14 protein-coding genes are annotated in these 10605 nt (G+C 68.7%); all 14 read right to left on the bottom strand.

All coding sequences use genetic code 11. The features are described from left to right. Window positions 1–87: 87 nt before the first annotated feature. Window positions 88–381, bottom strand: a complete 294-nt coding sequence (locus tag ACFULV_RS14885; protein WP_378632332.1) for a WXG100 family type VII secretion target — start codon at window positions 379–381, stop codon at window positions 88–90. A 32-nt stretch (window positions 382–413) separates the two neighbouring features. Next, complete coding sequence (locus ACFULV_RS14880; protein ID WP_101464399.1) at window positions 414–743, bottom strand: WXG100 family type VII secretion target; 330 nt, start codon at window positions 741–743, stop codon at window positions 414–416. Window positions 744–785: 42 nt separating this feature from the next. Then, window positions 786–1577 (bottom strand): ESX secretion-associated protein EspG, encoded by a 792-nt coding sequence (locus ACFULV_RS14875; RefSeq protein ID WP_378656715.1) that lies wholly within the window; start codon window positions 1575–1577, stop codon window positions 786–788. Then, window positions 1574–2554 (bottom strand): PPE domain-containing protein, encoded by a 981-nt coding sequence (locus ACFULV_RS14870; protein ID WP_378656712.1) that lies wholly within the window; start codon window positions 2552–2554, stop codon window positions 1574–1576. Before ACFULV_RS14870 ends, ACFULV_RS14875 begins: the two co-directional genes overlap by 4 nt. Next, window positions 2554–2856 carry a PE family protein gene (locus tag ACFULV_RS14865; protein ID WP_378656709.1) on the bottom strand — a complete coding sequence of 101 codons (303 nt, stop codon included), beginning with the start codon at window positions 2854–2856 and terminating at the stop codon, window positions 2554–2556. Before ACFULV_RS14865 ends, ACFULV_RS14870 begins: the two co-directional genes overlap by 1 nt. A gap of 28 nt (window positions 2857–2884) precedes the next feature. Then, entirely contained in the window at window positions 2885–4219 is a 1335-nt protein-coding gene (locus ACFULV_RS14860; RefSeq protein ID WP_378656706.1) for a hypothetical protein, read from the bottom strand. A gap of 32 nt (window positions 4220–4251) precedes the next feature. Further along, the gene (locus ACFULV_RS14855) at window positions 4252–4563 is read right to left on the bottom strand and encodes a type VII secretion target (protein WP_378632320.1); all 312 of its coding nucleotides are present in this window, start codon (window positions 4561–4563) and stop codon (window positions 4252–4254) included. A 100-nt stretch (window positions 4564–4663) separates the two neighbouring features. After that, a complete protein-coding gene (locus ACFULV_RS14850; protein ID WP_378632317.1) occupies window positions 4664–4960 on the bottom strand; it encodes a YbaB/EbfC family nucleoid-associated protein in 297 nt (98 codons plus the stop codon). Window positions 4961–4985: 25 nt separating this feature from the next. Continuing rightward, a complete protein-coding gene (locus ACFULV_RS14845) occupies window positions 4986–5318 on the bottom strand; it encodes a hypothetical protein (RefSeq protein ID WP_378632314.1) in 333 nt (110 codons plus the stop codon). A gap of 29 nt (window positions 5319–5347) precedes the next feature. Continuing rightward, the gene (locus ACFULV_RS14840; RefSeq protein ID WP_378656704.1) at window positions 5348–6130 is read right to left on the bottom strand and encodes an ESX secretion-associated protein EspG; all 783 of its coding nucleotides are present in this window, start codon (window positions 6128–6130) and stop codon (window positions 5348–5350) included. Next, complete coding sequence (locus tag ACFULV_RS14835) at window positions 6127–7884, bottom strand: hypothetical protein (protein ID WP_378632309.1); 1758 nt, start codon at window positions 7882–7884, stop codon at window positions 6127–6129. Before ACFULV_RS14835 ends, ACFULV_RS14840 begins: the two co-directional genes overlap by 4 nt. A 175-nt stretch (window positions 7885–8059) precedes the next feature. After that, entirely contained in the window at window positions 8060–8536 is a 477-nt protein-coding gene (locus tag ACFULV_RS14830) for a YbaB/EbfC family nucleoid-associated protein (protein WP_101464408.1), read from the bottom strand. A 97-nt stretch (window positions 8537–8633) separates the two neighbouring features. Next, the gene (locus ACFULV_RS14825; RefSeq protein ID WP_378632304.1) at window positions 8634–9833 is read right to left on the bottom strand and encodes a hypothetical protein; all 1200 of its coding nucleotides are present in this window, start codon (window positions 9831–9833) and stop codon (window positions 8634–8636) included. A 16-nt stretch (window positions 9834–9849) separates the two neighbouring features. Then, window positions 9850–10599 carry a toxin-antitoxin system YwqK family antitoxin gene (locus ACFULV_RS14820; protein ID WP_378656701.1) on the bottom strand — a complete coding sequence of 250 codons (750 nt, stop codon included), beginning with the start codon at window positions 10597–10599 and terminating at the stop codon, window positions 9850–9852. Window positions 10600–10605: the final 6 nt, after the last annotated feature.

Genomic DNA, 10605 nt, shown 5'->3' with positions numbered 1-10605 from the left:
GTGCCGAAGGCACGAGTCCCGCCCCGTTTTTCGGGTGGCCCCTCAGGGGCCGCGCTCGAGCGCACCAGCGCTCCAATAACTCAGCTCCTAGAAATCAGCGAAACCGTCGCCGACCTTGCCGTCGGCCTCGAGTGCGCGGTTCAGCGCGGACTCGACCTGAGCGGCGAGCTTGTCGAGCTTGTCGAGGGTGTCGGTCAGCTCGGTGGTGACGTTCTTGTGCGCGGTGTCGAAGGTCGAGATCGCCTGGTCACCCTGCAGGTTGTTGCGGAAATCCGAAGCGGCGCCCTCGAGTTCGTCGATTTCGCCCTTCATCTTCCCGCCGTAGGTCTGCAGGTCGCTGAACAGCTCGTTCATCGCCGCGGGATCATAAAGAATGGTCATGAGCTCAGTTCCTGTTCGTTTCTGATTCGCGGTCAGAGATTGGTGTAGCTGCTGCCGCCGCCGGTGGAACCACCACCGGACAGGCCTGCGCTGTCCATGTTCACCAGCGTGGACTTACCGGAGCTGACCGCTTCGGTGAGCCGGTCGAACTTCTTGTTCAGCGCGTCGGACTCGTCGTGCCAGGCCTGGGCGACCTTCACGAACTCGTCGGAGGCGTCACCCTTCCAGCCGCGGAGCACGGCCTGGGCGGCGTCATCGATCTGGCTGACCGACGTGCGGAGGTTGTTGATGCTGCCTTCGAGCTTGGAGACGACGCCGTCTACGCCGCCGGCTTCTACACCTACTGGTCCCTGAGGGGGCATGTGCCGAACCTTTCCTACTTGATGGTTGAAACGAGAGATGGCTTAATCTGGCCGCCACCCCCCACCGGGAAGCCCCTCGAGGAGCGCACCGATTGCCTGCGTGAGGCGGTGATCGGTGCCCGGCGTGATGGTCGACCACACCTGCCCGTCGGGCGCCGTCATCGGCGCTACGACGATCCGGCCGCGCGCGGTGTCGTACACCGCGACCGCGCCAGGGGCTCGGGTGGTCAGCCCGTCGTGGTGGACTACGGCGACGATCTCGGTGTAGCCATGGCAGGTGCCGAAGGCCGCGCCGAGCACGGTCGCCTGGTGCGCGTCGATACCGAGCGCATACATCGCGTCCACGTACTGGGAAGTTGTGTCGGCCGCGTCGAGGCGCGCCGCCAGGTCGTCGGCCGCGACGCTCACCGGCGCTACCTCGGCGGGCGCGCAGGTCGGCAGCGCGGCCAGTAGCAGGCGGGCGAGTTCGCGGTCGGATCCGTCGATGGCATCGGTGGCGATCTCGAAGGTCTCGCCGATGCGTACCGCGCTGGCGTGACCGGAACCGCGGCGAGCCAGGCAGATTCGCCGCCTGCCGTCGTCACCGTAGCCACGGGCGACGAGTTCGGCGTCGGGCTGGGCCAGGGTGTGCAGCGCGCCCGCCAGGTCGGGTTCGACATCGCCGTAGCTGTCGAAGATGCCGGTGGCGGTGAGTTCGGCGACCGTGGCGTCGCGGGCCGCGCGCCAGGCGTCGAAGGTGTCCTGCTGCGGGCCGACGGCGAGCACCAGCGGCAGGGTCTGCACACCGAGCCGGTCGGCGACCGCGAGCAGCGCGTCGTTGGTGAGCGTGGTCATGGCCGTCCCTCCGCGGTGGCGGTGCCGCCGGTCTGCGCGGCGGCGCGCTCGGCGACGCCGAGCACCGCGGGCGCGGCCTGGATCTCGCCTTCGGCGACCAGCTGGTCGGACTCCTCGTAGGCGAGGCCCGCGCGCGGGAAGCGGGCAGCCGAGTCCTGGCCTCCGCCCTGCGCCATCGCGCCGGGGACGAGCGGCGCGGACTGGCCGGCAGGGGTGGTGGTGACCGGGGCCGCCTGCGTCGTGGCATTCACCGTGGTCGCGGACTGAACGAAAGTCGGCGCACGGTAGGCGGTTTGCACCGGAGCCGGCATCGACGGCAGCGCGCCGAGGCCGATCGCGCCGATCCCGGGCATCGCCCCGGCCGTCGGCGTCGGCGACGCGCTCTGGCCCGACTTCTCGCCGGTGAGCGCGGCTTCCGGGGCGATCGGCGGCGGCGGCGCGTGCAACCACGGCGTCGCCAGCGGTTCGGTGGCCGCCTCGTAGCTGCGCATCACCCGGGAGGCAACGGCTTTGGCCATGTCGGCATCGGCGTCGGTCTGCGCCGCGATGGCCTTGATCGGCGCACCGAGGGCGGCGCCGACCTGTTCCAGCGCCTGCTGCATCGCCGTGATCGCGGCGATGTCGGCGGTATTGGGCATGGCGATGGCCGCCACCTCGTAGGCGAGGACCTGGGCTTGCATCCTGGCCGCGTTGGCGGTCGCGGCCGCCGCGGTCTCGAGCAACCACTCGCGCAGCGTCGAGATCCGTTCCCACACGAGCTCGCTGCTCCCGGACTTCCAGGAGCCACGCAAGGTCTGCAGCACCTGCTCGTAGTCGAGCACGGCCGCGCCGAAGGCCGCGGCGAGCCGCGTCCAGGCGGCGGCCGCGTCGGCCATCGGCATCGGTCCGGCACCGGCGGTGAGGTCGGTGGCGAGCTTGTCCGGCTCGCGCGCCTCCCACACCACTCCGGTGAAGCCGGGCTGCGGTGGTTCGATCATTATCCGTTGAAGCCGCTGGTGTTGTCGGTTTCCATCTGGTCGAACTCGCTCACCTGCGCGCGCAGGGTGGCGGCGAGCTTGTTCATCTCGTGCGCACCCGCCTCGGCTCCGGTCAGGTAGTCGTCGGCGACGCCGTTGGCCGTGTTCGCGGCACGCACCGACACCTCCTCGGTACCGGCCGGTGCCACGTGCAGCGTCGGTGCCACGGCGGTCAGTTCGGTGGTGAGCCGGTCGGCGATGCCGTCCAGCGCTGCCGCGGCTTTGCTCGCCGCGGCCGAATCGAATTCGAAGGTGTTACTCATCTGCCACTCCTGTCATGGTCGTGCCGCGTCACAGTGAGAGTTCTTTGTCCGGCGGAGCATCGGTGACCACCGGTTCGGCGGCGCCGACGACCGGGGTCGCCACCCCCGCGATCTGGCCGACGACTTCGTCGCCGTGATTTCCGGTGACCAGCTGCGAGTGCACGGCCTCGTTGCCGCCGCCCTCCACCGCGCGCGCCATCGGCATGCCCGCACCGGCACCGCCCATCGGCATCATTCCCGGCGACGAGCCGCCGGCCGATGCCGTGGTCATGTTCGCGCCGCCGGAGGTGGTGCCGCCCGCGCCACCGACCGCGCCGGTGGCACCCACGGTGGACAGACCACTGGCGCGACCGCCCTGCCACGGACTCAGTGGTGACGACGACGACCCGGCGCCGCCGATCGCACCGACCCCACCGATCGCACCGCCGCCCCCGCCTACACCACTCGCGGCGGCCAGTTCCTCGGCGGATTCCTCACCGGTCGCGGAGATCTCGGTGCCGGTGGTCGTCGAGCCGGTGGTGCTGGTCGACAGTGAACTCACCTGTTCGGCAAGTGAACCGAGCGAGGAGACCGCGGTGCTCGCGGTGCTGATCAACGGCGTGATCAGGCTCATCAGCTGACTCAGCGACTCGCTGCTCGCGTCGACGCCGGACGGCGCGTTGGTCACCTCGACCTTCTCACCCGCCTGCACCATCTCGCCGCTGCGCGCCACCATCTCGGCCTTGGTCTCGGCCGTGATCGCCAGACCCTCCGCCATCGCCTCCATGGTCGCCGCGATCAGCACCGCCTGACCACCCGGGGTGAGCACGTAGAGCGGAGCGAGCGCCAGGGTGGCCGAGTACCGGGCGATCACCGCGGCCAGCTTGGCGCCGCCGACGGCGACATTGCCCGCCGCCTGGGCGAGCACGGCCTTCTCCTGGGTGCTCTGGGTGGCGAGCTTGGCGCCGTCGGCCTGGGCCGCGGTCGCCTTGGTGGTCGCCTCCGTCGCCGCGGAGCTCTGCCACAGCTGCATCACCGTCTGCAGCGCGGTCGAGCCGAGCGACATCACGGTCTCGAGCACCGAGGAGATATTCGTCAGTGCCTCAGCGGGATTGCTCGACGTGCCGGTGCCCGAGGTCGCGCCGGTGCTCCCGAGCGCACCGGTGCCGAACGCGGAGGCCAGCTCGGTGAGTGGCTGCATCAGCGCCGTCAGATCGATCGTCGGCAGCGCGGGCATCTCCGGCAGCTGGATGAACTCGGGCAGCTGCGGCAGCTGCGGCAACCCCATCGAGCCGAGCACCTGACTCACCGGCTGATCGAGCATCGGCGCGAACGAACTACCGCGCAGCACCTCGAGCACAGTCGGATCGACCGACGCTGCCACGCCGGCCGAATCTCCCCCTGGATACGTCATCGCTACTGATCGACCGCCGAGATACCCAGCTTGGACGCGCCGTCGGCGCCCTCATAGGTAGCGGCGGCCTGGGTAGCGGTCAACGCGGTACCCGCGTGCACCGCGGCCAGCTGGGCCACCGAGGTGAGGTGGTTGGCCTGCGCGTACGCGAACGACATCAGGAATTCCTGGCCGATCAGGCCGAACACGGGCACCGCGGCGGCCATCGTGGCGACCTGGTCGACCGCGCCTGCCTGGGCGACCCCCGCCGCCATCGTGGCCGAGGCACCCGCGTACGCACGAACTGCGTCCGGAACTACCGCAACATGGTTCATGGCTATCGTCCAATCTCGAAACAGCCCATGGTGTTTCGTTACTTTATCTACCCGTCCGGCCCTGACACCACACAAATCTGCGGTGAAGATCAGTTGAATCTCACGTGCCTGCCCGGTTGTACGCCGTTACCAGCTCGGCTCGCTCACCGAAGGCGCGATGCGCGGCGGCCCGCGCGGTCTGTACCAGCACGCGCTCGAAATCAGCCGGTGACAACTTGGCGATCGCCGCGCTGAACTCGAGCCCGACCAGCGCGCCCGCGCCGTCGACCGTCACCGTCACCGCGCCGTCGGGCGAAACCTCCTGCGCCCGGATGCCGTTGGTGGCATCGGCCAGATCCTGCAACCGATAGAGCTGACCCTGCACCTTCGCGATCAGCTCGTCCATGGTCTCGACCATCGCCTTGTCCTCCCCTCTTCGCTCGCTAGACCGACCGCAGCCAGCTGTCCGGCTCGGTGTCGTATTCCTGCTCCTCGACGATTTCCGCCGCCGCGACCTCGGCCTCGGTGGGCAGTCCCGTCGCCGCCAGCAACGCCGGGTCGAACCCCGCCTCCGCCAGCTGATTACGCCGCGCCAGACCCGCCCGCTTCGCCGACTTCTGGCACAACCGCAGGATCTCGGCGGCCAGCTCGGCCGGGTCGCGACGGACCTGTTCGCGATCCACCGTGATCCCCACCGGCAGTCCCTGCTCGGTGGTACGCACCACGATCGCGCCCGTCACCGACGACGCGCTGAACTCGGTCGGAAACTCGTCCACGGCTCCCCTTTCCGTCTGGCCCGGCATCATTACGCCCGATCGTCCCTGATGGCTCTGACAACTTCCGCGATCTGAGTGTTGATCAGCGACACCACCCGCCTGCGATCGGCGCCGACAGCCACCCGCGGCGTGCCGGGCACCAGCACATAGCGACCGTCATCGGTCAGGTCGCGCCAGCCCAGCCGCAAGCGCACGATGCCGCGCGGACCGAATCGCGACCAGCCCTGCTCGATGTCGATGAAGCCGTCGCGGTCGAGCGGCGCCTGCTGAAAGGTCAACGTCCGCACCGCGGCATCGTCGTCGTAGTGCTGAACCAGCGAGCGGCCGTACGAGTGGTCGAGCTGGTCATCGGCCGGTTCGTCGAGGCGGATCTCCTGGCTGCGCCCCGCTTCCGCCTGGGGCAGGTGGCCTGCGACGACGTCACCGAGGGACAGCGCATCGTGGCGGGTGATCACGAATCCCTCAGCGTGGTACAGGGTTCGGCCGGGACGCTGACGCACCAGATAGCCCACGTCGCCCTTGCGCGCGGCGAGCATACGCACCGAGAACGCGGGATCGGTGAGTCGCTCACCACCGCCGTACCCGCGCACGATCAGCCGGATATCGGGATGCGTGAGCACCTCGATGATGTCGTCGAGCTCGTGCCCCCAGCGCTGCTTGATCGTCATCCAGTTGTGTTTCAGCGTGAACTCCGCCTCATCGGAGGTGCTCGGCTCACTACTGTGGATGAACGGGTCCGGCATGTACTCCTCGTCGATGCCTGCCCACAGCGCATCGAACTCGTCGCCGGTGAATTCCCAGGTGGGCGTCACTGTTCCACCACCGGCCTCGCGACGATCGGCGCGTCACCGAGCGCTTCGTCCAGGTGGGTCGTCGAGTCGAGGTAGTCGGCCCGCTTGTGTTCCTTCTGCTGGCCCTGACCACCGCCGGCGCCACCCATCGGCGACATCGGCATACCACCCATCGGCGAGCCGGCCGCCGACGACGCGACGCCCGTGCGGAAGCCCTCCATACCCGTGGTGGCCGAAGCTCGCGGGAACAGCTTGGACGCGCTGTCCAGGCTCGGCGACAGCGGCGCGGCGCCCGCACCGGCGCCACCGCCGCCGGAACCCGAGCCTCCGCCGCCACCGCCGCCCTTGCTCGCCGCGCTGAGCGCCTTCTTGGCCTGGTCCTGCAGGGAACCGAGCGCCGCGGAGCTCGGAATACCCGCCAGGGCACTCTGTTCCGCGGCCGAGGTCGCCTGTTCCACGGCCGACTGCGCGGCGGAACTGGCCTGTTCGAGACCGGATTGCAGGGCCGAGGTCAGTTGATCGGTCGAGGACGACCCCGTCGAACCCGTCGAACCGGTCGACCCCAGCGAGCCGTTGCCCGTGGTATCCCCGCTGCCGTTACCCAGCTGGCTACCGGACTTCTGTTCCTGCAGCTCCGCCATGGCCTTCTTGAACGCGGCGGAGGTGTCGCCCGAACCCGACCCGCTCCCCGAACCGGAGCCGCTCCCGCTGCCGTTTCCGGAGCCGTTCCCACTTCCGTTGCCGTTGCCGTTTCCGTTCCCGTTGCCGGTTCCGTTTCCGGAGGACGGCGCGGTCGGATCGGGCAGCGTGGGAATGTGGCTCGTAGTGCTGTTGAGTCCGGGAACGTAGGTGTTCCACATGACCTGGCGACCGTTCTTGGCGCAGGCCTCCTTGTCGGCCTGTGCCTGCGAGCCGTTGGGATCGGAGTAGCACCGGGGCAACATGAGCGCGGTCGCCAGCCCTTTGGAGGTGGCATTGATCCAGCCGACGGTGTAATCCAGCGCTGCGGCCACCTGTTTGGTCTGATCGACCAGCAGTCCGTTGGCCTCGTGGTAGGCCGACATCGCCGACATGGCGCGCGTGGCGCCGCCCGGGCTGGTCCAGCTCTTCTTGCTCGCTTCGACTTTGGCGTTCAGGTCGTCGAAACCCGTTTTCAGCCAACCTGCCAGCCTGCCCCAATACAACGCGGTGTGGGCCAGATTTCCGGGCACCGTCGACAGCGAATTCATGATCGCCTGGAGTTCGTTGTAGTTGTAGCCGCCGGGGCCCTCCGCCTTCATTCCGGCCGGATCGAAGGTCTTGCCGTCGGACAGGACCTTCGGCAGGTTGACCGCGGTCGCCACCGCCGGGAATTGGAGGACCGTGGGCGGCAGCGGCGTCTTGGCCATGCCGGCGCTTCTGCCCTGCTCGATCTTGGTACGCAGCGCGTCCAGATCCACCTTGCTGCCGTCCTCGGCGCCCTTGTAATGCCGGGCCGCGTCGAGAAAGGTGTTGGCGACATTGTCGAGGACCGTCTCGTGCTTACCGAGTACGGTCTGCAGCTGACCGGCCTTGCCTTCGAACTGCTTCGACAGTTGTTTACCCGACTCCAGTGAGGAGAACTCGGGCAGGTTCGAGACCATGTCCACCTGGGATTTCACCGAGTTGACCCAGTAACGCGCGTTGTTGGCGGCTTCGACCAGGTTCGGCAACGCCGACGGCTCGAGCATCAGCGATCCGTCCGAGGCTGCCGAACGCAGCCCCGCCCACTGATCCTGCGCCGATGGTCCCGTCATGAAGTCGACCCTCCCTGTCCGTACCGGTGTCGCCTCGCGCCCCGCCTGGCACCGCTACCACGACACCGCCGATTCGCACGGCTTGCTAACGATTCTACGGTCTGTCACATGAATTACGCATGTACAGCAGCGATCTCACTGGTGGCGATGGTTCGACCATCTCCGACCATCGCGATCACCAGCCCGCGTCGGTAGCGGGCCGCGACGGATCACGGGATCCGTCTTCTTCGTCGGTCGAGAGCCGTTCCCGCTCAGGCGAGTTGGGCGGCTCCAGCGAGGCTTCCACCGGCTGCGGAATCGCGAAACCGTCCATGTCGTCGACCAATTCGGTGATCTTCGGCAGGCGGGCGCGTTCGCTCTGGATCGGCGCCATCAGCGCCTGTGTCTTGCGGGCCACCTCCACCGAGGCCTGCTGCGCGGCCTCGGTCACGGCCTTGGCGATCTCGGTGTAGGTGAGGTCGTCGATGTCGGGGGTGAACTTGGTCTCGATGACTTTGTAGTCGGCGTTGACCGTCACCGTCACCCGTTTGCGCACGGTGGCGCTGGCGATGATCTTGGCGCGGTCCTGCTGGACCTGCGCGATCGCACGCATCTGGGTCTGGACAGTCTCGAGGATGTCCGCCATCTGCGCCTTGGCGTGCTCGTTGGCCATTCCCGGTTCCCTCCGACTCGCGGGCCGTCGCGCCCAGCCCGTCGGTTAGCGAGCACACCACAACTGCCACACCCACGCAACAGCACGACGCCGTAGGTCAGGTCGCCAGGCCGACGGTGTGCGTGCCCGCCGAACCGGCGAGATTCAGCTGGAACCAGGCGGAATCGACGTTGTAGACATCGTCGGGAAAGACGCGGGTGAACGCCTCCCTGGCCACAGCCCCACGCTCGGCGGCCTCGACCAGGCCGGGGACCGCTTCCTTCTGCGCCTGACCCGCTTTCGCGCCGAGCAAGCCGGTCAGCACGTCGACGACGGTCCTGGTGTCCCACATCCCGGGGACGGCGGACGTGAGCGCGTCGGCGCCCGCCGACGCGCCCCGATACCAGCGGCCGCCCTCCCACCAGTAGCAGAAACTCAGCAGACCGTTCTCGGCGCGGCGGTTGATCACCGGCTCGGCGACCCAGTCGGGGGCCCCGAGAAAGAACTGCGGCATCGGCAGGTCTTTGTTGTAGACGGCATCGAGTTCCGGTGCGTCCCATACCCCGCCGGAGAGCACCGCACGATCGCCCGGGAGCAGACACAGGGTGGAGCCGCTGTGTTTCGAGCCCTCGAAGACGTGGAAGGCCGGTGTCACGCGCGGCCCCCACTTGGAGCCGATCGCGACGAACGCGGCGGCGATCAGCGCCCACCGGCGGGCCAGGAGATCGAGCGGCGGGAATTCCACGTCCGGCGCCGACCCGATGGCGGTGCGGCCCGCCGCGGTATCGGCACGCGCCTGCTCGGCCGCGGCCAGCGGCGTGCGGATCTGCCGGTTACCGTGACCGATGTAGGCGGCCAGCCAGATCGGCAGCCGATCGCGCGGATAGATCTCGATGTCGGTGCGGTACACCGTCGGCGGGAAGAGCTGGTCGTCCGGGAACGGGTCGTCGCCGTAGTCGAATTCGACGTTCATCCGGCCCGCGTTGCTCAGCGTGAGCAGGTAGCGCCACCACGGCCCGTCGCCCATCGACGCGGACAGGTGCCGGTGCTCACGCAGCAGATCCAGCAGTTCCGGGCTCGGGAACACCCGGGCGAACCGCTCCTGCTCATCGTGGAACACGACCATCGACACCTCGGCCGCCGCCGTCAGCGCGAAGGAAGCCTCGACCTTGGTCCAGCCCGGCGGACCCAGCGCCGCCAGCGTTTTCGCGATGCGATGACTCAGGGCGGCGGCCCGATCCGTGATCCCGTCGTCGTCGGCCACCACCGTGGTGAGGGTGAATCCGACATCGGGATCCCCGGCCAGCTCGTCAGCCACTGCGCACTCCTGTTGCCTAGTCCTGGTTCTCGCCGTACCGCGCGGTCACGGTGCCTGCCTCGTCCCACACGGTCCGGGTGAGCAGCGCGCCGTCGGGGGCGAAAACGGTTTCTTCCTTGCGATTCCCGGTGGGGAACCAGGTGCGCCAGCGGCCCACCTCGTGCCGATCGGCGTACTCGCCGGTGTAGCGCGGGGTGCCGTCGAGGTACCAGCCGCGCGTCGGACCGTCGGGGTAGCCGTCGGTGTAGCCGGCCAGTTCGGTGATGGGGCTGCTCGGTGCCGGGCGGCGGAACTGCCTGCCGGTGAACGGCTCGTCGCCGTAGTACAGACGGCCTTCCTCGTCGTCCCAGCGGAACGCGGGATCGTCCGCGGGCAACGCGTCGGCCGCGATGCCCTTGCGGGTGCGCTCGTCCTCGAATTCGATCACCTCGCCCGCCTGGTTCCAGACCGAGTGGGTGAGCAGTGTGCCCTCGATGTCGTAGACGTCCTCCAGGCGGCGGGCGCCGTCGGGATACCACTCCTGCCAGGTGCCCACGGGCCGGTTGCGGTAGAACTCGCCGTTGTAGCGCATGGTGCCGTCGGGGTACCAGCCCGTCCAGTCACCGTCGCGGTCGCCGTCGTCGTAGCTCCAGTACTCGCGCCAGCTGCCGTCGGGGCGGGTCTGGGTCACCGCGCCGCTGTAGGGCTCACCCCGATACGACAACCTGCCGGTCGCCGCGTCGATCACCACATCCGGATCGCTCAGTTCGATCGGATCGTCACTCACCTTCGA

It is taken from the genome of Nocardia sp. NPDC057272 (genome assembly GCF_042668615.1).
Lineage (GTDB): Bacteria > Actinomycetota > Actinomycetes > Mycobacteriales > Mycobacteriaceae > Nocardia.
This window is presented reverse-complemented; position numbering and strand designations above follow the sequence as displayed.

Bases quoted from the DNA above. Each gene is read 5' to 3' on its own strand.
- ACFULV_RS14835 (WP_378632309.1), bottom strand. From the start codon at position 7,884: ATGACGGGACCATCGGCGCAGGATCAGTGGGCGGGGCTGCGTTCGGCA.
- ACFULV_RS14830 (WP_101464408.1), bottom strand. From the start codon at position 8,536: ATGGCCAACGAGCACGCCAAGGCGCAGATGGCGGACATCCTCGAGACT.
- ACFULV_RS14855 (WP_378632320.1), bottom strand. From the start codon at position 4,563: ATGAACCATGTTGCGGTAGTTCCGGACGCAGTTCGTGCGTACGCGGGT.
- ACFULV_RS14850 (WP_378632317.1), bottom strand. From the start codon at position 4,960: ATGGTCGAGACCATGGACGAGCTGATCGCGAAGGTGCAGGGTCAGCTC.
- ACFULV_RS14880 (WP_101464399.1), bottom strand. From the start codon at position 743: ATGCCCCCTCAGGGACCAGTAGGTGTAGAAGCCGGCGGCGTAGACGGC.
- ACFULV_RS14875 (WP_378656715.1), bottom strand. From the start codon at position 1,577: ATGACCACGCTCACCAACGACGCGCTGCTCGCGGTCGCCGACCGGCTC.
- ACFULV_RS14885 (WP_378632332.1), bottom strand. From the start codon at position 381: ATGACCATTCTTTATGATCCCGCGGCGATGAACGAGCTGTTCAGCGAC.
- ACFULV_RS14870 (WP_378656712.1), bottom strand. From the start codon at position 2,554: ATGATCGAACCACCGCAGCCCGGCTTCACCGGAGTGGTGTGGGAGGCG.
- ACFULV_RS14865 (WP_378656709.1), bottom strand. From the start codon at position 2,856: ATGAGTAACACCTTCGAATTCGATTCGGCCGCGGCGAGCAAAGCCGCG.